This is a genomic window from Pseudomonas sp. ADAK13 (assembly GCF_012935715.1).
In the GTDB taxonomy this organism is placed as follows: Bacteria; Pseudomonadota; Gammaproteobacteria; order Pseudomonadales; family Pseudomonadaceae; genus Aquipseudomonas.
Map to the genome: position 1 here is coordinate 6,802,339 of NZ_CP052860.1, position 20,715 is coordinate 6,823,053.

General features: G+C 59.8%; 24 protein-coding genes and 1 tRNA gene. 15 read left to right on the forward strand and 10 right to left on the reverse strand.

All coding sequences use genetic code 11. The annotated features are described in order from the left end of the window. Nucleotides 1-40: 40 nt before the first annotated feature. Nucleotides 41-1,252, reverse strand: coding sequence for a XylR family transcriptional regulator (locus HKK54_RS31480; RefSeq protein WP_169389011.1), 1,212 nt, complete (start codon nucleotides 1,250-1,252; stop codon nucleotides 41-43). Nucleotides 1,253-1,405: 153 nt separating this feature from the next. On the opposite strand from HKK54_RS31480, the gene xylA reads away from it, so the two are divergent. The 4 genes from xylA to HKK54_RS31500 all read left to right on the forward strand — a co-directional run bounded on the left by xylA (nucleotide 1,406) and on the right by HKK54_RS31500 (nucleotide 6,582). After that, the gene (gene xylA, locus HKK54_RS31485; RefSeq protein WP_010172440.1) at nucleotides 1,406-2,722 is read left to right on the forward strand and encodes a xylose isomerase; all 1,317 of its coding nucleotides are present in this window, start codon (nucleotides 1,406-1,408) and stop codon (nucleotides 2,720-2,722) included. An 81-nt stretch (nucleotides 2,723-2,803) separates the two neighbouring features. Beyond that, the gene (gene xylF / locus HKK54_RS31490) at nucleotides 2,804-3,805 is read left to right on the forward strand and encodes a D-xylose ABC transporter substrate-binding protein (RefSeq protein WP_169389012.1); all 1,002 of its coding nucleotides are present in this window, start codon (nucleotides 2,804-2,806) and stop codon (nucleotides 3,803-3,805) included. 80 nt (nucleotides 3,806-3,885) lie between these two features. Next, complete coding sequence (xylG, locus tag HKK54_RS31495; protein WP_169389013.1) at nucleotides 3,886-5,445, forward strand: D-xylose ABC transporter ATP-binding protein; 1,560 nt, start codon at nucleotides 3,886-3,888, stop codon at nucleotides 5,443-5,445. After that, entirely contained in the window at nucleotides 5,446-6,582 is a 1,137-nt protein-coding gene (locus HKK54_RS31500; protein WP_010172446.1) for a sugar ABC transporter permease, read from the forward strand. A gap of 12 nt (nucleotides 6,583-6,594) precedes the next feature. Here HKK54_RS31500 and HKK54_RS31505 read toward each other — a convergent pair whose 3' ends face one another. From HKK54_RS31505 to HKK54_RS31515, 3 genes are all read right to left on the reverse strand, one after another. Further along, a complete protein-coding gene (locus HKK54_RS31505) occupies nucleotides 6,595-7,344 on the reverse strand; it encodes a hypothetical protein (RefSeq protein WP_169389014.1) in 750 nt (249 codons plus the stop codon). Nucleotides 7,345-7,491: 147 nt separating this feature from the next. Further along, nucleotides 7,492-7,689: a hypothetical protein gene (locus HKK54_RS33755; protein ID WP_010172449.1), complete on the reverse strand. Its 198-nt coding sequence runs from the start codon at nucleotides 7,687-7,689 to the stop codon at nucleotides 7,492-7,494. 101 nt (nucleotides 7,690-7,790) lie between these two features. Beyond that, nucleotides 7,791-8,117, reverse strand: a complete 327-nt coding sequence (locus HKK54_RS31515; protein ID WP_010172451.1) for a DUF3592 domain-containing protein — start codon at nucleotides 8,115-8,117, stop codon at nucleotides 7,791-7,793. A gap of 174 nt (nucleotides 8,118-8,291) precedes the next feature. Between HKK54_RS31515 and HKK54_RS31520 the strand changes: the two genes are divergently transcribed. From HKK54_RS31520 to HKK54_RS31535, 4 genes are all read left to right on the forward strand, one after another. Next, entirely contained in the window at nucleotides 8,292-8,594 is a 303-nt protein-coding gene (locus tag HKK54_RS31520) for an ArsR/SmtB family transcription factor (protein ID WP_169389015.1), read from the forward strand. 61 nt (nucleotides 8,595-8,655) lie between these two features. Further along, complete coding sequence (locus tag HKK54_RS31525; protein WP_169389016.1) at nucleotides 8,656-9,648, forward strand: zinc-dependent alcohol dehydrogenase family protein; 993 nt, start codon at nucleotides 8,656-8,658, stop codon at nucleotides 9,646-9,648. A gap of 29 nt (nucleotides 9,649-9,677) precedes the next feature. After that, the gene (locus HKK54_RS31530; protein ID WP_169389017.1) at nucleotides 9,678-9,923 is read left to right on the forward strand and encodes a hypothetical protein; all 246 of its coding nucleotides are present in this window, start codon (nucleotides 9,678-9,680) and stop codon (nucleotides 9,921-9,923) included. Nucleotides 9,924-10,071: 148 nt separating this feature from the next. Next, on the forward strand, nucleotides 10,072-11,400 hold the full coding sequence (locus HKK54_RS31535) for an OprD family porin (protein ID WP_169389018.1): 1,329 nt from the start codon (nucleotides 10,072-10,074) through the stop codon (nucleotides 11,398-11,400). A 114-nt stretch (nucleotides 11,401-11,514) separates the two neighbouring features. On the opposite strand, the gene HKK54_RS31540 is transcribed toward HKK54_RS31535, so the two are convergent. The 4 genes from HKK54_RS31540 to HKK54_RS31555 form a co-directional block, all read right to left on the reverse strand. After that, nucleotides 11,515-12,156, reverse strand: coding sequence for a cupin domain-containing protein (locus HKK54_RS31540; RefSeq protein WP_237151033.1), 642 nt, complete (start codon nucleotides 12,154-12,156; stop codon nucleotides 11,515-11,517). A 458-nt stretch (nucleotides 12,157-12,614) separates the two neighbouring features. Continuing rightward, the gene (locus HKK54_RS31545; protein ID WP_169389019.1) at nucleotides 12,615-12,929 is read right to left on the reverse strand and encodes a hypothetical protein; all 315 of its coding nucleotides are present in this window, start codon (nucleotides 12,927-12,929) and stop codon (nucleotides 12,615-12,617) included. 97 nt (nucleotides 12,930-13,026) lie between these two features. Continuing rightward, a complete protein-coding gene (locus HKK54_RS31550; protein ID WP_010172460.1) occupies nucleotides 13,027-13,233 on the reverse strand; it encodes a hypothetical protein in 207 nt (68 codons plus the stop codon). Nucleotides 13,234-13,458: 225 nt separating this feature from the next. After that, a tRNA-Ser gene (locus HKK54_RS31555) sits at nucleotides 13,459-13,549 on the reverse strand. A 152-nt stretch (nucleotides 13,550-13,701) separates the two neighbouring features. On the opposite strand from HKK54_RS31555, the gene HKK54_RS31560 reads away from it, so the two are divergent. The 7 genes from HKK54_RS31560 (at nucleotide 13,702) to HKK54_RS31590 (ending at nucleotide 17,914) form a co-directional block, all read left to right on the forward strand. Further along, complete coding sequence (locus HKK54_RS31560; RefSeq protein WP_169389020.1) at nucleotides 13,702-14,373, forward strand: Bax inhibitor-1/YccA family protein; 672 nt, start codon at nucleotides 13,702-13,704, stop codon at nucleotides 14,371-14,373. An 89-nt stretch (nucleotides 14,374-14,462) separates the two neighbouring features. Next, a complete protein-coding gene (tusD, locus tag HKK54_RS31565) occupies nucleotides 14,463-14,855 on the forward strand; it encodes a sulfurtransferase complex subunit TusD (protein ID WP_169389021.1) in 393 nt (130 codons plus the stop codon). Between the two features lies 1 nt (nucleotide 14,856). Next, a complete protein-coding gene (gene tusC / locus HKK54_RS31570) occupies nucleotides 14,857-15,207 on the forward strand; it encodes a sulfurtransferase complex subunit TusC (protein ID WP_169389022.1) in 351 nt (116 codons plus the stop codon). Further along, nucleotides 15,207-15,500, forward strand: coding sequence for a sulfurtransferase complex subunit TusB (tusB, locus tag HKK54_RS31575; protein ID WP_169389023.1), 294 nt, complete (start codon nucleotides 15,207-15,209; stop codon nucleotides 15,498-15,500). The genes tusC and tusB overlap by 1 nt, the downstream gene beginning before the upstream one ends. Continuing rightward, nucleotides 15,497-15,832 carry a TusE/DsrC/DsvC family sulfur relay protein gene (locus HKK54_RS31580; RefSeq protein ID WP_010172469.1) on the forward strand — a complete coding sequence of 112 codons (336 nt, stop codon included), beginning with the start codon at nucleotides 15,497-15,499 and terminating at the stop codon, nucleotides 15,830-15,832. The genes tusB and HKK54_RS31580 overlap by 4 nt, the downstream gene beginning before the upstream one ends. Next, on the forward strand, nucleotides 15,829-16,830 hold the full coding sequence (locus HKK54_RS31585; RefSeq protein WP_169389024.1) for a glycosyl transferase family protein: 1,002 nt from the start codon (nucleotides 15,829-15,831) through the stop codon (nucleotides 16,828-16,830). Before HKK54_RS31580 ends, HKK54_RS31585 begins: the two co-directional genes overlap by 4 nt. Nucleotides 16,831-16,918: 88 nt before the next feature. Continuing rightward, nucleotides 16,919-17,914, forward strand: coding sequence for a glutathione S-transferase family protein (locus tag HKK54_RS31590; RefSeq protein ID WP_169389025.1), 996 nt, complete (start codon nucleotides 16,919-16,921; stop codon nucleotides 17,912-17,914). A 110-nt stretch (nucleotides 17,915-18,024) separates the two neighbouring features. Here the strand turns inward: HKK54_RS31590 and cysG are convergent, their stop codons facing one another. Continuing rightward, nucleotides 18,025-19,419 carry a siroheme synthase CysG gene (cysG, locus tag HKK54_RS31595; RefSeq protein ID WP_010172475.1) on the reverse strand — a complete coding sequence of 465 codons (1,395 nt, stop codon included), beginning with the start codon at nucleotides 19,417-19,419 and terminating at the stop codon, nucleotides 18,025-18,027. After that, nucleotides 19,420-20,700 (reverse strand): serine--tRNA ligase, encoded by a 1,281-nt coding sequence (gene serS, locus HKK54_RS31600; protein ID WP_010172477.1) that lies wholly within the window; start codon nucleotides 20,698-20,700, stop codon nucleotides 19,420-19,422. Between the last annotated feature and the right edge of the window lie 15 nt (nucleotides 20,701-20,715).

Below are 20,715 nucleotides of genomic sequence, written 5' to 3' on the forward strand. Positions count from 1 at the left end.
CCTTGAAGTTCTGGAGCGAGGCTCAGGACAAAATAGGGACTCAAGGCGACAAAGAAATGACATCGCTCGAATCGCGTTCAACCTGCCCCACTTGATACTCCCTCGGCGTACACCCGAACTCGCGCTTGAACACCGTGTGCAGGTACTGCGCCGATTTGAAGCCGCAGTCGTAGGCGATATCCGCGATGCCCGCCCCGGTATTTTCCAGGCTGGCCACCGCCGCCGCGAGTTTGAAGCGCAGGATTTCGTCGTGGACGCTGCGGTTCAGTTCGCTGCGAAAATGCGCTTCCAGGGATGAGCGCGACACCCCGACGTAGTTGGCGACCTGGGCGGTCTTGATGCCCTGGCAGGCGTACTGGCGAATGAAGTGCAACGCCTGCATCACGTAGGGATGGCCGAGGGGTTGGTGCAGGCTTGAGGTCTGCACGTTGACGGCTTCCGGCGGCACCAGGATCTGGCTGCCTGCCGAGGGCATGCCGTGCAGCATCTGATGCAGCAGGCGCGCGGCGGTGCGGCCCATTTTTTCGGTGCCCTGGATCACCGAGCTCAGCGGCACGCGGGTCAGGGTGCGGGTCAGCGGGTCGTTGTCGATGCCGATCAGTGCCACTTGCTCCGGCACCGGGATGCCCGCCGTGAGGCAGGCTTGCAGCAACTGCCGGGCGCGGGCGTCGCTGACCGCGATGATGCCGATGGGCTTGGGCAGGCTGTGCAGCCAGGCGATCTGCTGCTCCACCGCCGAGTCCCACAGCGGTGCGCTGGTACCCAACCCGCGATACACCTCCACGGGCAAACCATCGCGCTCCAGCAGGCGGCGGAAGGCTTTTTCGCGCTCCTGGGCCCAGCGGTTGATATCCGCTTCCGGCAGGCTGAAGCAGGCGAAGCGCGTCAGCCCGGCTTCGATCAGGTGTTCATAGGCCAGCCTGATCAGGGCGAAATTGTCGGTGGCCACGTACGGGATATGCCGGGGGTAAGCGCGCTCATCCTCGTAAGACCCGCCCACCGCTACCACCGGTAAATGCACCCCCGCCAACGCCGGGCCCATCGCCGGGTCATCAAAGTCGGCAATGATGCCGTCGCCATGCCAACGCTCGATGCCCTTGAGCCGGCACACAAAATCCTCCTCCAGAAACAGATCCCACGACACCCGCGTGCTGCTCAGGTAGTTGCCGATCCCGGTGATGATGCCGCGATCGTAGATCTTGTTGCCATTGAACAGCAGGGCGATCCGGTGCACAGGCGGGACAGTTTTCACAGGGGCGGCTCCTGGCGAGGTATCGCCCAACTATGCGCCCAAAGCCACTCAAAATCGAACCCCGCTCTGGTGATTTTCATAATCGATTGGCCGGAGGCCGTTGCTAGTATCGAGGCAAGGTTAACGTGTACTCATAACAACAAGGATCTGGCGATGCCCTACTTTCCCGCTGTCGAAAAAATCCTCTACGAAGGCCCTGATAGCACCTCTCCCCTGGCCTTCCGGCACTACGATGCGAACAAGCTGATCCTCGGCAAACCGATGCGCGAGCACCTGCGGATGGCCGCGTGTTATTGGCACACGTTCGTCTGGCCCGGCAGTGACATGTTCGGCTCCGGCACCTTCCAGCGGCCCTGGCAGCAACCGGGGGAAGCGCTGCAGGTGGCGCGCGGCAAGGCCGAGGCGGCGTTCGAGTTTTTCTCCAAGCTGGGCATCGATTACTACAGCTTCCACGACACCGACGTTGCCCCCGAAGGCGCAAGCCTGGCGGAATACCGCGACAACTTTGCACGGATGGTCGACCAACTCGAACACCATCAGGAACAGACCGGCATCCAGCTGCTGTGGGGCACCGCCAACTGCTTCAGCAACCCGCGCTTTGCCGCCGGTGCCGCCAGTAATCCGAACCCTGAAGTGTTTGCCTATGCGGCAGCCCAGGTGTTCAGCGCGATGAACGCCACTCACCGCCTCAAGGGCTCCAGCTATGTACTGTGGGGCGGCCGCGAAGGCTACGAGACGCTGCTCAACACCGACCTCAAGCGCGAGCGCGAGCAACTCGGGCGCTTCATGCGCATGGTGGTCGAGCACAAATACAAAATCGGCTTCACCGGCGAGCTGTTTATCGAGCCCAAGCCGCAGGAGCCGACCAAGCACCAGTACGACTACGACACCGCCACCGTGTTTGGCTTCCTGCACCAGTTCGGCCTGGAGAAAGAGATCAAGGTCAACATCGAGGCCAACCACGCCACCCTCGCTGGCCACAGCTTCCACCATGAAATCGCCACCGCCGCTTCCCTGGGCATTTTCGGCAGTATCGACGCCAACCGTGGCGACCCGCAGAACGGCTGGGACACCGACCAGTTTCCCAACAGCGTCGAGGAACTGACCCTGGTGACCTACGAGGTGCTCAAGGCCGGTGGCTTCAAAGGCGGCGGCTACAACTTCGACTCCAAGGTGCGTCGCCAAAGCCTCGACGAAGTGGACCTGTTCCATGGCCACGTGGCCGCGATGGATGTGCTGGCGCTGTCTCTGGAGCGCGCAGCCGCCATGGTGCAGAACGATGCCCTTGAGCAGTTCAAGGCCCAGCGTTATGCCGGCTGGGACAAATCGTTCGGGCGCGCCGTGCTCGGCGGCGACTTCAGCCTGGAGTCGCTGGCCGAGCATGCCTTCAGCCACCAACTCAACCCGCAAGCGGTCAGCGGCCGCCAGGAGATGCTCGAAGGCGTGGTGAATCGCTTTATCTACCCATGACCGCTACGCTCTAGCGTTTCGTGTGCAACACGCTCCAGGTCCAGAAGTGCGTCTAAACAACAATAAAAGGGACTCACCATCATGAAACACCTGAAAACTGTCTTATTCACCAGCGTTCTGGCACTGCTCTCCCATTCGGTCATGGCCGATCCTGCCCATCCGAAAATCGGCTTTTCCATCGACGACCTGCGCCTTGAGCGCTGGGCCCGCGACCGTGATTACTTCACCGCCGCCGCCGAGCAACTGGGGGCCAAGGTCTATGTGCAGTCGGCGGATGCCAACGAGCAGCGGCAGATCTCGCAGATCGAAAACCTGATCTCCCGGGGCGTCGATGTGATTGTGATCGTGCCGTTCAACGCCACGGTGCTGAACAACGTGGTGGCCGAGGCGAAGAAAGCCGGGGTGAAAGTGCTGTCCTATGACCGGCTGATTTTGAATGCCGATATCGACGCCTACATCTCCTTCGATAACGAAAAAGTCGGCGAGATGCAGGCCCAGGGTGTGTTGAACGCGCAGCCTAAAGGCAATTACTTCCTGCTCGGCGGCGCCCCTACCGACAACAACGCGAAGATCCTGCGCCAGGGTCAGATGAAAGTGCTGCAGCCTGCCATCGACAAGGGCGACATCAAGATCGTCGGCCAGCAATGGGTCAAGGAATGGAACCCCACCGAAGCCCTGAGCATTGTCGAAAACGCCCTGACCGCCAACAGCAACAAGATCGACGGCATCGTCGCCTCCAACGACGCCACCGCCGGCGGCGCGATCCAGGCCCTGGCCGCACAAAAACTGGCGGGCAAGGTGCCGGTCTCCGGGCAGGACGCCGACCTCGCCGCGATCAAACGCGTGATCGCCGGCACCCAGACCATGACCGTCTACAAGCCCCTGAAGCTGCTGGCGTCCGAGGCGGCCAAGCTCTCGGTGCAACTGGTGCGGGACGAGAAGCCGGCCTACAACTCGCAGTACGACAACGGCAGCAAACAGGTCTCGAGCATCCTGCTCAAGCCGACCGCGTTGACCAAAGACAACGTCAACGTGCTGGAAGAAGACGGGTTCTACACCAAAGCGCAAATCGCCGGGCAGTAAGCGCACGGCTCACTGCAGGAGCGGCTTGAGGCCGCTCCTGCATGCCACCCCGCCTTTTCGCTGTGGAATGAGTGCCCGCCATGTCCGACTACTTGCTGGAAATGAACAACATCGTCAAAACCTTCGGTGGCGTCAAAGCCCTGAACGGTATCGACATCAAGGTAAAACCCGGGGAATGCGTGGGGTTGTGCGGCGAGAATGGCGCCGGCAAATCGACCCTGATGAAAGTGCTGTCGGCGGTGTATCCCCATGGCACCTGGGACGGCGAAATCCTTTGGGATGGCCAACCGTTGCGCGCGCATTCCATCGCCGAAACCGAAGCCTGCGGCATCGTGATCATCCACCAGGAACTGACCCTGGTGCCCGACCTCTCGGTGGCCGAAAACATCTTCATGGGTCACGAGCTGACGCTGCCCGGCGGGCGCATGAACTACCCCGCCATGATGCACCGCGCCGAAGCCCTGATGCGCGAACTGAAAGTGCCGGACATGAACGTCGCCCTGCCCGTCTCGCAATACGGTGGCGGCTATCAGCAACTGGTGGAAATCGCCAAGGCGCTGAACAAGCAGGCGCGCCTGCTGATCCTGGATGAACCCTCCTCGGCCCTCACCCGCTCGGAAATCGAGGTGCTGCTGGACATCATCCGTGGCCTCAAGGCCAAAGGCGTTGCCTGCGTGTACATCTCCCACAAGCTCGATGAAGTCTCGGCCATCTGCGACACCATCGCGGTGATCCGCGACGGCAAACACATCGCGACCACTCCCATGGCCGACATGGACGTGTCGCGCATCATCACCCAGATGGTCGGCCGTGAGATGAGCAACCTCTACCCCACCGAACCTCACACGGTGGGCGAGGTGCTGTTCGAGGCGTGCAACATCACCTGCTATGACGTCGACAACCCGGGCCGCAAGCGCGTGGACGATGTCTCGTTCAGCCTGCGCCGGGGCGAGATCCTCGGTATCGCCGGGCTGGTGGGCGCGGGCCGCACGGAGTTGGTGTCGGCGCTGTTCGGCAGTTATCCCGGGCGCTATGAAGGCGAGGTGTGGCTGGAGGGCAAACCCATCGATACCCGCACGCCGCTGAAGTCGATTCGCGCGGGGTTGTGCATGGTCCCGGAAGACCGCAAGCGCCAGGGCATCGTCCCGGATTTGGGCGTGGGGCAAAACATTACCCTGGCGGTGCTGGACAGCTTCTCGCACCTGACACGTATCGACGCCGAGGCAGAACTGGGCAGCGTCGAGCAGGAAATCAAACGCATGCACCTGAAGACCGCCAACCCGTTCCTGCCGATCACCAGCCTCTCCGGCGGCAACCAGCAGAAAGCCGTATTGGCGAAAATGCTCCTGACCCAACCCCGGGTACTGATTCTCGACGAACCTACCCGTGGCGTGGACGTGGGCGCCAAATATGAGATCTACAAACTGATGGGCGCGCTGGCGGCCGAAGGCGTGTCGATCATCATGGTGTCCTCGGAACTGGCCGAAGTGCTGGGCGTATCCGACCGGGTGCTGGTGATCGGCGAAGGCCAGTTGCGCGGCGACTTCATCAACCAGGGCCTGACCCAGGAACAGGTGCTCGCCGCCGCCCTCAGCCAACCGAACGGGCATGACAATAATAATGATCGGAAGTCCGCGTAAATGAATCAGGTCAAACAGCTTTTCACCCGCTACAAAATGCTCGCCCTGCTGATCGCCGTGGTGCTGATCTGGGTGTTTTTCAGCTGGCAGACCGAAGGCGGTTTCCTGACCCCGCGCAACCTGTCGAACCTGCTGCGGCAGATGTCCATCACCGGCATCCTGGCCTGTGGCATGGTGCTGGTGATCATCAGTGGCGAGATCGACCTGTCGGTGGGCTCGATGCTCGGTTTGCTCGGCGGCGTCGCGGCGATCCTGGATGTGGTCTATCACATTCCGCTGCCGCTCAACCTGGCCATCGTCGCTCTCTGCGGCTTGCTGATCGGCCTGGGTAACGGCTACATGACCGCGTACCTGCGCATCCCCTCGTTCATCGTCGGGCTGGGCGGCATGCTCGCGTTTCGCGGGGTGCTGCTGGGCATTACCGGCGGCACCACGATTGCACCGGTATCGCCCGAGTTGGTGTACATCGGCCAGGGCTATCTGCCGACGGTGGTGGGGGTGATTCTTGGCGTGTTGCTGTTCGGGCTGGCGGTATTCCTGACCTGGCGCCAACGCCACAACCGCGCCCTGCACGGGCTGGCGCTGCCGTCGATGCTGCGCGACAGCGTGCGCGTGGTGCTGATCGGTTTCGTACTGGCCGGCTTCGTCTACACCCTCAACAGCTACGACGGGATTCCCGTGCCGGTGCTGCTCCTGCTGGTGCTGCTGGGCGTGTTCAGCTACGTCACCAGCCAGACCGTGTTTGGCCGCCGCATCTACTCGGTGGGCAGCAACATGGAAGCCACGCGCCTGTCGGGGATCAACGTGCAGGCGGTCAAGCTGTGGATCTTCGGAATCATGGGCGTGATGTGCGCCCTCGCCGGCCTGGTCAACACTGCACGCCTGGCGGCCGGCTCACCTTCGGCGGGCAACATGGGCGAACTGGATGCTATCGCGGCGTGCTTTATCGGCGGCACGTCGATGCGCGGCGGTTCGGGCACCGTGTACGGCGCCCTGCTCGGCGCGCTGGTGATCAGCAGTCTGGATAACGGCATGTCGATGCTCGACGTGGACAGTTATTGGCAGATGATCGTCAAGGGCAGCATCCTGGTGCTGGCGGTGTGGGTGGATGTGAGCACACGGACCGGGCGTCGTTGAGTACGCGGCGCGTTACTGCACCGGCAGGAAATTCATCAGCAACAGGCTCTGCGCGTAGTTGAGGCCAATGCGTCGATAGCGTTCGTCGAGCATCTGGGTCAACAGGTCGAGACGCGCGACGATCTTGCCGAACTCGACCGCGAAACTGAGGTTGCTGCCCGCCTCCGAGATCTCGTTGGAGAACAGCAACAGCGAGCCATTGGCATCCTGGCGCTGGCTGAGCAGCCAGGTTGCCTTCTCGATGTTACGCGCGGCATTGCTGACGAACTGTGGGTTGATCGAGTCCGTTATATAGAACTCGGTGCGCCCGCCGTGTGCAGTCACGAGCATGCTGCCAATCGCGTAGATAAAGGCGCCCACCCGATCGCCGCGAAACTCCGGGCTCAAGGAGTAACTCAGCGCCACCAGGTCACGGCGATCCCCAAGGGCGGGCAGCGGCTGGCGAAGTTCGATGGCCTGACGGATTTGCCGGGCGGCGGTTACAGCGTCCGTGTAACCCGATTGACGCCATTGGTTGGGGTTGCGCAGGTAGAGCTTGCTCATCAGCAAATACAGGCTTTGCAGATTGTCGCGCATGCTCAGTGTTGCCATGCGATCGACGCTGGTCTGGAAGAATTCATCGGGCTTGCCGTTGCTGAACTGCTTGGCAATATCACGCCCCTGTTGCTGGCTGCAACCGTTGGCGCACAGCATCAAAACCGCCGCCAGCAACAGCGGCTGGCGCATCCATCGGGTGATAAAAACAAGTAACGTGCGATCCATCGGCACCAGGTCTGGGTCTGCTGTCCACGCGGGAATTAGTGTGGTCGGGACAAAGATAGATCGGAAGAATGGGAAAAAGTGCGGTGGGGGCGGCAGGAATGTTGACGACAGCAGAGCCCGACACTGGGGTCGGGCTTGTCTGGGACATCAGTTGTCGGGGTGTTCACTCGCGACAGAATCGGCGGCGTCTACGTCCGACATGTCCTCTTCCAAAGGGGCGTCGTCGTCCGGGGGTAGAGGCGCCTCGGCGTGGTCCCGCCGAGGTTCATGACCGGTTTCATTGTCTGTACCGCGCGTTACGCCCTGCTGGGATTGATTCCCTGGGGCCTTCTCGTCAATTTCCATGCTGGCTCTCCGTTCTGCAGCACGGGGTGTCCGTGCTTGAACATGAGAAACGGTGCGGGGTTGGGAAGTGCCGGGTGGTGGACGAACGGTGGGGCTCAATTTCATAACGGCCCTAACGATCCCAGAGTCTCCATCAAGCGCAAGATCCGTGGTTTTTCGGCGGGCTTTTCGCCGATACAGCACACGCCCGGGTCGGTGAGAGAGCACCAGACCGACACGCGGTCGCCTACCTGCAGGCCGTCGGTGGCTTTACGAAGCGTTGCTGTTGACCAAGCGTCAACCGTCTCATTGAGAGACTTGTGAAAATGCTGACCATTGACGCTATAGCTGAAGCTCATGAATTGCCCTGTGGCCCACGATGCCTCACTCCCGACAAAGGTGACGTAGCCCTGGACCACTTGCCCTTCAGGTATGTCCTTGGCACTCATGGGTTCTCTCCTGAGATACAGCGCTGCATGGACGATCCTCGCGGTGAAATCTTCAGAAAGATTAGCAAGGGTTCGAGAAAGCGCTTTTACACCCGCGGGACTGAGAGTGGACACCCATGACAACGGTAAGCAACTGCGCATTGACATATCGGTAAATCTCGATATTCTCACCTCATGGACTTACTCGAAATATTCAAAGCCCTCTCAAACCAGACACGCCTCGAAATCCTGAAAGGTTTGAAAGACCCCGAAAAGAACTTCCCTCCACAAGATGAAGGTGATGTTCACACGGTGGGCGTGTGCGTCAGCAGTATTCAGGAAGGCATCGGACTGTCGCAGTCGACGGTGTCCGGTTATCTCGCAACCCTGCAACGAGTGGGTCTAGTGGAAGTCAGGCGTATCGGCCAGTGGACCTACTACAAGCGCAATGAAGCAACCATCAGCAAGCTTGCCGAGATCCTCGGGAAAGAGCTGTAATTTTTTATCCCATAATATCGAGATTTCGCGATATCCCTTTTTATCGAAACGAGGAGATACAATGAAAGCGTTGATACTCAATTCATTTGGCGGCCCCGAATCGTTCGAACTTTGCGACGTTCCCAAGCCGGTGCCACACGCAGCACAAGTGCTGGTGCGCGTCCACGCAACCTCCATCAACCCGCTGGATTATCAGGTCCGACGTGGCGACTACCCTGACCTGGTCCCCCTACCCGCCATTACCGGGCATGACGTATCGGGTGTTGTTGAAGCAGTCGGCCCGGGTGTGACGTCTTTCGCACCAGGAGACGAAGTCTGGTACACCCCGCAGATATTTGAAGGGCCAGGCAGCTACGCCGAGTACCACGTGGCTGCCGAAAGCATAATCGGCAGGAAGCCCCCTTCACTGAGTCACCTTGAGGCGGCCAGCCTGAGCCTGGTCGGCGGAACAGCCTGGGAAGCACTGGTGGTGCGCGCGGCACTCAGAGTGGGAGAAAGCGTTCTGGTGCATGGCGGCGCGGGAGGCGTCGGCCACGTGGCGATCCAGCTGGCAAAAGCCATGGGAGCCAAGGTGATCACAACCGTGCGCAACGTAAACGTTGAGTTCGCACGAAGCCTGGGCGCCGATGTGATCATCGACTACGAAAAAGAGGATTACGTCGACGCCATCCTGCGAGAAACCGGTGGCCGTGGGGTCGATGTCGTGTTCGATACCATCGGCGGCAATACATTGTCCCGTAGCCCGGATGCGCTGGCGCAACTGGGTCGTATTGTCACGATTGTGGACATTGCACAACCACAGAACCTCGTTCAGGCCTGGGGCAAGAACGCGAGTTACCACTTCGTTTTCACCCGGCAGAATCGCGGCAAGCTGGATGAAATGAGTGCACTGATCGCGAACGGTCAACTGCGGCCACACATTGGCGCGGTCTACTCCCTTGCCGACATCCCGCTCGCCCATTCCCGCCTGGAAAGCCCTAACAATGGTATTCAAGGGAAAATCGCGATTGCCGTGTCTTCCGGCTTGCAGGAGGATTGGCCCGACGATGTTTAAGCTGACGGCACTGAAGGGAGCACGGGTAAATGGCATCACTGATAGAAAGGCTCGACGGCCCAAGGACCGCACAGCAGGAGCTGTTCTACGACCTCGAGGATGCAATGGCCGTGATCGCCTGGTCGGTGAATGAGCTGGCCACTATCGCCGGGGTCGCCAACTCACCAGATGAAGCGATCGCCCTGATGAAGATGGGCGCATTGCTCGCAGCCCAGCAGAAAAAGCTCAGCGGCTATGCGGATGAGGTGAAGGCGGGAAAGATTGTACGAGCGTGAATACCTTTAAGCCCGCTCCCATCGCGGGCTTTTATTTGCCCGGGATTCAGCAAAAGGGATATCAAAACATTCATCCAGTTTCATTTGTTGATGGCCTGGGCTGTCGCCTTAATGCTCCAACACGAACTCGTGCACAGGAGCAAAAATAATGAAAAAACGTCAACCGCTACTTCAGCTCAATACCTTGGCAGTGGCACTGGCATTTGCCTTGCCGGCCATGAGCTATGCAAGCGACCAGTCCGACTCGAAGGGTTTTGTCGCCGACAGCAGTTTGAATATCCTCAACCGCAACCTGTTCTGGAACCAGAACGGCAACGGCAGCCATACCCGTGACTGGAGCCAGGCGCTGATGGCGACCTACAGCTCGGGCTTTACCCAAGGCACCGTCGGCATCGGCATCGATGCGTTTGCCGACCTGGCGCTGCGCATCGACGGGAACACCGACCGTGCCGGCGGCCCGAACATTCCATCCGACGCCAATGGCAACCCGGACCATGGCCTCGCCAAGGCCGGCGGAGACATCAAGTTGCGTATTTCCAACACCACCCTCAAGGTCGGCGACTTGCAGCCCACCTCGCCCGTGTTCGCCACTGCCGATAACTACCTGATGCCACAGACCGCATCGGGCTTCCAGATCGACAGTCATGAAATCACCGGCCTGAACCTGGAAGCCGGCCATTACACCTCCGGCACGGGTACCACCACCACGTCGCGCAGCGGCGACATTCTCGCCAGCTATGCAGGTGTGAGTGCGCCGTCGGCCAGCTTCGCGGGGGGCAAGTACCAGTTCAGCAAGGAATTCACTGCGTCGCTGTACGGGGCGCACCTGGAAGACGTCTGGAATCAGTACTACGTCAACTTGAACCTGGTTCATCCACTGACCGCTGACCAATCCGTCGCGGTGGACTTCAACCTCTATCGCACACTGGACGACGGCAGCGCCAAGGCCGGGACCATCGACACCACCGCAGCCTCGCTGGCGGCGGCCTACACCCTGGGTGCACAGACCTTCACCCTGGCCGGACAGAAGGTGCATGGTGACGAGCCGTTCGACTATGTCGGTTTTGGGGAGACCAATGCCGGTGTCGGCGCGGGCCGCTATGGCAACTCGATCAACCTGGCTGACTCGGTGCAGTACTCCGACTTCAACGGCCCGGGCGAGAAGTCCTGGCAGATGCGTTACGACCTGGACATGAGCACCTTTGGCGCCCCCGGCCTGAGCTTCATGGCCCGTCATATCCGCGGTTCCGGCATCGACGGAACGCATACGCCCGGCAATTCGGCCTACACCGGGTTCTATGGTGCCAACGACCAGGAACACGAAACCGACGCCGAAGTGAAATACGTCGTACAGAGTGGTCCGGCCAAGAAACTGTCCTTCCGCCTGCGCGAAGCCTGGCACGATGGCGATGCGTCCACCGGGGGGCATTTGGTGCAGACGCGGCTGATTACCGAGTATCCGTTGAATATCTTCTAAACAGACGGGCTTGCCCGGTTGATGGATCAACCGGGCACAGCGTAGCTCGGCACACCCATCAGTCGAGCAGCATTCTTCTTAAAAAGATGTGCAATGCAAAGCCAGTAAGTTTTCTTACTTCGACGAGTTCCTCGGATCGTCATGGCTATCGATATATTCAAGGCCCAGCGGGCCTGTCCCATAAACTTGAGAGATATATTCTCCCGACTTGGCCCAATGGAAATGTGGAGTATTGGCCGGAAGTACGACTACGCTGCCAGGGCCATAGGCAACCAGCTTGGTCGAATCAAAAACAGTACCAAAGCCAATATAAAACACACCCGACATCACGGTGTATATACGATCTTCGGGGTGCGTATGAGGCATTAATTTGGTGCCGTTCGGGACTTTAACCCGCACGACGTAGGGTGCTGGTTTACTCGGATCTCCAACCAGAACAGACAACTTCACCTCTTTCGGGAAGGCTGGAAAGCTACGCCATTCCACATCTTCATTGTGTAAAGCCCCGGTACTTCCCAGTGGCAGTGGTTGTGCCTGGACTAATGGCGCAACAGCGCTCGCGACTATAAACGTGGTCAAGCAAGCAGCTTTAACAATGCTTTGAATCATGAAAGACACCTTAGATACGCAATAACAGACCGGTATTGCCACCCGCATTACCGATAAATCCGGCGAGCGAAGCGTGGCAGTAGCCGCTGGCGACAGAATATTTGGGGCACTATATTTGGGTGCAACGTTTTCGATAATGGCGTCCATGCGTATTTCAGTTGATACATAATGTAATCAATACGATACGCCGCCGAGTATTCACCCTCCTCCGATACGGTTTGGCGCACGCATGCCACGGTTGTCCAGTCGTAGGGTGCATGGACCTGGGCGAAGCGAGTCAACTGCTGGGACACACGGAAAAGCGGTCAATTGGTGAATCGGTGAGATAGGGAAACCGACCCGCTGACCCCGCTTGCAACGAGTTGCGGAAACGGCCTGAAATGATGCGGAGACGATCAGCCGTCAGGCTGCCAGCTTTGCCGAATGCCAGAAACGCAAAAGCCCCGCAATAGCGGGGCTCTTGAGTCAATCTTGGCGGGAAAGCAGGGATTCGAACCCTCGGAACGCTATTAACGTTCGCCGGTTTTCCAGAGCTCCTAGCTACCCACCAAGCTACAGGTCTTATTCTGCAAGGGGTGCGCTTTTGCGTGGAAATCTGCGAGAGACTAAGCGTCTGAAACTTCTTTCTCGAGGGTAAGCTTTGGATCAGCCACTTCTACCCAGCCCTTCTTCAAATACTCAGCTGCCACAATTTTACGTATCAAGAAACAGTAGGTGATTGGCAGTCCGGCAATAGGTATGGCTGCCCAAGGTGGGCCTGCAAGCACCCCCAAACCTATAGCAATAGCCCAGATTAACAAATGGCGCCAAAGGCCGGCGAAGCAAAGATAGAGGGGGCCCAGGAACAATATTGCCAGAACCTGAAACGCATCGACCTCTTCAACTTGGTCACTGTCTGGACTTTTGAAGTATTGGGTCATTGCACTCTCCATGCGTGTGTCGGGGGGTAACTCGGCAAATTAGGACTGGAAAATCCAGATCTGGCGAATCAGTGAAGCTGAAAAGCGTGATTCAAGACTACTTATCGGGCTCGAATTTCGCGAACATCATGCCGAAGAAAAAACCTCCGACCATGGCCAGATAGACAGATTTATAGCCGGAGACGTTATAGGCCAGCCAGTAGTTGACTGCGGTGACTACGACGAAAGCCAAGAAAAACTGCCTACGAGAAAATCGACTGAAAAAGCGATTTGCGGCCGCATTTATGGCCTTGAGTTTGTTCATTGCGCCTCATCCTTGAAAAACGCGGAGATCCTAACTCAAACACCTTTCGCCCGCCACGCAGTACCGTGCATGGCGCTGCTTGCAGCCATGATTTCCGGGCTCCAGTTTTGCGGAGTTGCGGAAACTGCCAGAAATGATGCGGAAACGATTAGATGTTTCACTATCACCATTCCTGAACCCCAGAAACGCAAAAACCCCGCAATAGCGGGGCTCTTGAGTCAATCTTGGCGGGAAACCAGGGATTCGAACCCTGGGAACGCTATTAACGTTCGCCGGTTTTCAAGACCGGTGCATTCAACCACTCTGCCAATTTCCCTTGTGCAACACAGGATTAGCGTAGCCCATCCTGTCTCAGCGGGCGCCATAATACCCGAATGAAACACACTGTCAAACTCTCGCCATAGCTTGTTACAGAGCGTCTGTTATGATCCTTGCGACTGAATGTTTCAAAACTGAAGGAGTGTCGCCATGCGCGAACAGAATTACGCAGTGAATGGAAACGCGCAGGCTGAGCAGCTAGAGGTTAGCCGCGTCCTGCGCAATACGTACGGCTTGCTCGCTCTCACCCTCGCGTTCAGCGGCGTGATGGCCTTCGTCGCCCAGCAGATGCGCGTCGGCTACCCGAACATCTTTGTGGTGCTGATCGGCTTCTACGGTCTTTTCTTCCTGACCAACAAGCTGCGCGACTCGGCCTGGGGCCTGGTGTCGGCGTTTGCCTTGACCGGTTTCATGGGCTTTATTCTCGGCCCGATCCTTAACCGTTACCTCGGCATGGCCGGCGGCGCGGAAGTGGTCAGCTCGGCATTTGCCATGACCGCCCTGGTATTTGGCGGCCTGTCGGCTTACGTGCTGATCTCCCGCAAGGACATGAGCTTCCTGGGTGGCTTCATCACCGCCGGTTTCTTCGTGTTGCTGGCCGCCGTACTGGCAAGCATGTTCTTCCAGATCAGCGGCCTGCAACTGGCGATCAGCGCCGGCTTCGTGCTGTTCTCCTCGGCCTGCATCCTGTTCCAGACCAGCGCGATCATCCAGGGTGGCGAGCGTAACTACATCATGGCTACCATCAGCCTGTATGTATCGATCTACAACCTGTTTATCAGCCTGTTGCAGATCTTCGGCATCATGGGCCGCGACGACTGATCGCAGCCACATGCAAAAAGCCCGCTTCGGCGGGCTTTTTGTTGCCTGCGGCTTTATCATTGCCACAGGTTTTGCCTTCAGAGTGTTCCATGAAGTTTGCGATTGCGCTTTTCGAAGCCCCCCATGCGCCCTGCTCGCGCCGTGCCTTGCTGTTCGCCCAGGCAGCGCTGGCGGGCGGGCATGAGATTGTGCGGCTGTTTTTCTATCAGGATGGCGTCTACAGCGCGTCCAATAACATTGTTGCGCCACAGGACGAGCAGGACATCGCCCGCCAGTGGCGTGAGTTTGTCAGCGAGCATCAGCTCGATGGCGTGGTGTGCATCGCTGCGGCCCTGCGCCGTGGGGTATTGAATGCCGAAGAGGCCACCCGCTATCAACGCAGCGCGGTGAACCTGGAGGCGCCCTGGGCGCTGTCCGGGCTTGGGCAACTGCATGACGCCGCCCAGGTCGCTGACCGCTTGATCTGCTTCGGAGGCCCGTGACATGTCGAAATCCTTGCTGGTGATCAGCCGACAGGCACCGTGGTCCGGCCCCAGCGCCCGCGAAGCGCTGGATATCGTGCTGGCGGGCGGCGCGTTTGATTTGCCGATTGGCCTGTTGTTTCTGGATGACGGCGTGTTTCAACTGGCCGCGAGCCAGGATGCCAAGGCCGTGCAACAGAAAGACCTCAGTGCCAACCTCCAGGCGCTGGAGTTGTTTGGCGTTGAAGATGTGTTTGCCTGCAGCCACAGCCTCTCGGCACGCGGCCTGACCGCCTCCGGTAGCGCACAGTCGCTGAGCAGCGAACAGATCTCACAGATGATTGACCGTTACGACCAGGTGATTACCCTCTGATGTCGACTTTGCATGTGGTGTCCCACTCTCCTTTTACCGATAGCCGGCTGGACAGCTGCCTGCGCCTCTGTGGCACCCGGGACGCAATCCTGCTGTGCGGCGATGGCGCCTACGCCCTGCAACCCGCCAGCGCACCCTGCCAGGCCCTGCAAGCCAAGGGCCTGAAGGTGTTTGTGCTGGCCGAAGACCACCAGGCGCGTAATCTTGCGGTGCCTGACTGGGCCGCCAGCGTCGATTACCCGGCCTTCGTCCAGCTGTCGATCGATTACGACAAGGTCAACACCTGGCTATGAACACCCTGACCGTAGGCGAACGCACCCTTGAACTGGACAAGGACGGCTACCTCGCCGACCTGAGCGACTGGTCCAGCGACGTGGCCAACGCCCTCGCCACCGCCGAAGAGCTGGAGCTGACCCCGGAACACTGGGAAATCCTCGAGCTGCTGCGGGGCTTCTACAGCGAATTCCAGCTGTCGCCGGCCACCCGCCCGCTGATCAAGTACACCGCCTTGAAGCTGGGCCCGGAAAAGGGCAACAGCCTGCACCTCAACCGACTGTTCAAAGGCACTCCCGCCAAACTCGCCGCCAAGCTGGCGGGCCTGCCCAGGCCGACGAATTGCTTATGACTGATTTTGCCCCGTTGATCACTGAAACACCCGCCGAACACCCGTTTGCGCCGTTCGTGCGGATCCTCGGCAAAGGCAAGCGCGGCGCCCGCAACCTCACTCGTGAGGAAGCTCGTGAGGCGATGGGCATGCTGCTGGATGAGAAGGTCGAAGACACCCAGCTCGGCGCCTTCCTGATGCTGTTGCGGCACAAGGAAGAAAGCCCGGAAGAGCTGGCGGGTTTCACCGAAGCCGTGCGCGAGCGCTTGAATGCGCCGTCGCTCAACGTGGACGTCGACTGGCCTACCTACGCCGGCAAGAAACGCCACCTGCCGTGGTACCTGCTGGCAGCCAAGTGCCTCGCGCAGAACGGCGTGCGCATCTTGATGCACGGCGGCGGCGCGCATACCGCGGGCCGGCTCTATACCGAGCAGTTGCTGGAAGGCTTGCAGATTCCGCTGTGCCGCAATTGGCAACAGGTCGAGGCCGCCCTTGAACAGGGCAGCCTGGCGTTTATTCCCCTGGGAGATTGGGCGCCGCAACTGCAGCGCATGATCGACCTGCGTAACACCCTGGGCCTGCGTTCGCCGATCCACTCACTGGCGCGCATCCTCAACCCGTTGAGCGCCCGCTGCGGCCTGCAAAGCATCTTCCATCCGGGCTACCAGGGTGTGCATCGCGATGCCAGCGGCCTGCTCGGCGACAACACCATTGTGGTCAAGGGCGATGGCGGCGAGATCGAGATCAACCCGGACACCATCAGCCACCTATACGGCACCACCGGCGGCGAAAGCTGGGATGAAGAGTGGCCTGCCCTCTCCGCCCAGCGCCACGTCAAGCCTGCCGCCCTGGAGCCCGAGCACCTCAAGGCGCTATGGCGCGGCGACGTGCAGGACAGCTACCCGCAACTGGCACTGATCGCCACCATGGCGTTGGCCTTGCGTGGCCTTGGTCACCCGCGGGAGCAGGCGTTCGAACTGGCCCAGCAGTACTGGGACGCCCGGGACAGATCGATTTAGTCGATCATTAACCCCCAGCCTTTGCGCTTTTTGTTCGAACCCAGACCTTTAGACTGCACTCCAACGCTTATTAGCCAAGGAGTCAGTCATGGGTTTGCTGATCGAAGGACGCTGGCATGACCAGTGGTACGAAAGTAGCGCAGACGGCGCCTTCCAACGGGAACAGGCGCAACGCCGCAACTGGGTAACCGCCGATGGCGAGCCCGGCCCAACCGGTGAAGGCGGATTCAAAGCCGAAGCCGGCCGCTATCACCTGTACGTTTCCCTCGCCTGCCCCTGGGCACACCGCACACTGATCCTGCGCAAGCTCAAAGGCCTTGAAAGCCTGATAGATGTATCCGTAGTCAGCTGGCTGATGCTGGAAAACGGCTGGACCTTCGACAAGGCTCATGGCTCCAGCGGCGACAAGCTCGACGACTTCACCTACATGCACCAACGCTACACGGCTGACACCGCCAGCTACACCGGGCGCGTGACGGTGCCGGTGTTGTGGGACAAGAAGCTCAAACGGATTGTCAGCAATGAATCGGCGGAGATTATTCGCATGTTCAACAGTGCGTTTAATGAACTGACGGGCAATCAGCTGGATTTCTATCCCGAGGCCCTGCGCTCAACCATCGACGCACTGAACGAGCGGATTTATCCCGCCGTGAACAACGGCGTGTACCGCGCAGGTTTCGCCACATCGCAGAAGGCCTATGAAGCGGCATTTGATGATGTGTTTGCCGAGCTGGATCACCTTGAACAGCATCTGGGTGAGCATCGTTACTTGGCGGGGGAATACCTGACCGAAGCCGATGTAAGGCTTTTCACAACGGCGATCCGGTTTGATGCGGTGTACTACAGCCACTTCAAATGCAACCTGCGGCGGATTGCGGATTATCCGAACCTGTCGAATTGGCTACGGGAACTGTATCAGTGGCCGGGGATTGCCGAGACGGTGGATTTTGCCCACATCAAGGGGCACTACTACGCCAGTCACCGCACGATTAATCCGACGGGGATTGTGCCGAAGGGGCCGTTGCAGAGGTTTGAGGCGGAGCATGATCGGGCGAGGTTGAGCGGGAAAGGCATCTTGAGCTGAAAACACCCTGTGGCGAGGGAGCTTGCTCCCGCTGGGTTGCGAAGCGACCCCAAAAGAGCGGACTGCTGCGCAGTCCAGCGGGAGCAAGCTCCCTCGCCACAGGATTGGTGTCAGACCTCGGACTGAGCGCCTTCAAACCACTTCAGCTTCTCACGCAACTGCACCACTTCTCCCACGATTACCAGGGTCGGCGCATGCACTTCATGCTCCGCCACCATACGTGGCAGATCAGCCAGGGTGCCGGTAAACACCCGCTGGTTGGACGTAGTGCCCTGCTGGATCAACGCCGCCGGCGTATCTGCCGAACGGCCATGCTGGATCAGCTGTTCGCAGATGATCGGCAACCCGATCAAGCCCATGTAGAACACCAGGGTCTGCGAAGGTCCTACCAGATCACTCCACGGCAGGTCCGAAGTCCCGTCCTTCAAGTGCCCGGTAATGAAGCGAACCGATTGCGCATAGTCGCGGTGGGTCAGCGGAATACCGGCATACGCCGCGCAGCCGCTGGCCGCGGTAATGCCCGGCACCACCTGGAACGGGATGCCATGGGCCGCCAGTTCTTCGATCTCTTCACCACCACGACCAAAGATAAACGGATCGCCACCTTTCAGACGCAGCACGCGCTTGCCCTGCTTGGCCAGGTCAACCAGTTGCTGGTTGATCTGGTCTTGCGGCACCGCGTGGTCGGCGCGACGCTTGCCGACATACACCCGCTCGGCATCGCGACGGCACAGCTCAAGAATCGCCGGCGCCACCAAACGGTCGTATAGCACCACATCGGCCTGTTGCATCAAGCGCAAGGCGCGAAAGGTCAGCAGGTCGGGATCACCCGGGCCAGCGCCCACCAGGTAGACTTCGCCCGGCGCATGCGGCGGCGCGCCATTGATTTTCTCTACCAGCAGTCGCTCGGCTTCATCGCCCTGCCCGGCCAGTTGCCGATCAGCGATCGGGCCCTGGAACACGTCTTCCCAGAACGCCCGACGCTGCTGCACATCCGGAAACAAGCCTTTGACCTGGCTACGAAACCGCGCCGCCAACCCGGCCAATTGGCCGTAAGTCGATGGAATCCAGGTTTCCAGCTTGGCGCGAATCAAGCGTGCCAGCACCGGCGCATCGCCACCGCTGGACACTGCGATCACCAATGGTGAACGGTCGACAATCGCCGGGAAGATCACGCTGCACAAGGCCGGCGCGTCCACCACATTCACCGGTACGCAACGACGCCGAGCGTCACTGGACACTTGCGCGTTCAGCGGCTCGTCGTCGGTCGCGGCGATGATCAGGGTGCAGCCGTCGAGGTCAGCCTCCTGATAACCGCGCAAAATCAGTTCACCGCCACTGCCCTGCACCAGTTCACGCAACTGGTCTTCAATCTGGGGAGCAACCACCCGCAACAACGCGCCGGCGTCGGCCAGCAGCCGGGATTTGCGCAAGGCAATCTCCCCGCCACCGACGACCAACACACGACTGCCGCGCAGGTTATGAAACAGCGGCAGAAATTCCATTTAGCCGATGACCTCAACGCCCGCCATGTACGGCTTGAGCACCTCAGGCACGCGGATCGAACCGTCGGCCTGCTGGTAGTTTTCCAGCACGGCCACCAGGGTACGGCCTACCGCCAGGCCCGAACCGTTGAGGGTGTGCACCAGCTCAGGCTTGCCGGTTTCCGGGTTGCGGAAACGCGCCTGCATGCGACGGGCCTGGAAATCACCGCAGTTGGAGCACGACGAAATCTCACGGTATTTGTCCTGGCTCGGCACCCACACTTCCAGGTCGTAGGTTTTCACGGCGCTGAAACCCATGTCGCCGGTGCACAGCGCCAGAACGCGGTACGGCAGCTCCAGCAGTTGCAGGACCCGTTCGGCGTTGGCGGTCAGGCCTTCCAGCGCTTCCATGGAGGTCGACGGCTCGACCACCTGCACCATCTCGACCTTGTCGAACTGGTGCTGGCGGATCATGCCGCGGGTGTCGCGGCCCGAGGCACCGGCTTCACTGCGGAAGCAGGGCGAGTGGGCAACAAACTTGATCGGCAGTTGCTTGGCGTCGAGGATTTCCCCGGCCACGATGTTGGTCAGCGACACTTCGGCGGTCGGGATCAGGTACAGATCGGCTTCGCCATCGCGGCTGATCTTGAACAGGTCTTCCTCGAACTTCGGCAACTGGCTGGTGCCCATCAACGCCGGAGCCTGAACCAGGTACGGGGTGTAGGCCTCTTCGTAGCCGTGTTCGCCGGTGTGCAGGTTGATCATGAACTGCGCCAGGGCACGGTGCATGCGCGCGATCGGGCCGCGCAGCAAGGCAAAGCGTGCGCCGGACATTTTGGCCGCTGTTTCAAAATCCAGGCCACCGGTCAATTCGCCCAGGGCAACGTGGTCCTTGATCTCGAAATCGAAAGCCTTTGGTGTGCCCCAGCGACGGACTTCGACGTTGCCGTCTTCGTCTTCGCCGATCGGCACGGATTCGTGCGGCAGGTTCGGGATGCCCAACAGGATCGAATCCAGCTCGGTCTGGATCGCGTCCAGCTCGACTTTGCCGGAAGCCAACTCGCCAGCCATACGCTCGACATCCGCCATCAATGGCGCGATGTCTTCGCCGCGCTGCTTGGCCTGACCGATGGATTTGGAACGCGCATTACGCTCAGCCTGCAGTGCTTCGGTGCGGGTCTGGACGGTCTTGCGCTGTTCTTCCAGCGCTTCGATGCGCGCAACATCCAGGCTGAAGCCACGGGATGCCAGGCGGTCCGCTACGTCCTGAAGGTTGCTACGTAACAGTTTGGAATCGAGCATGTCGGTCTCTCGTTT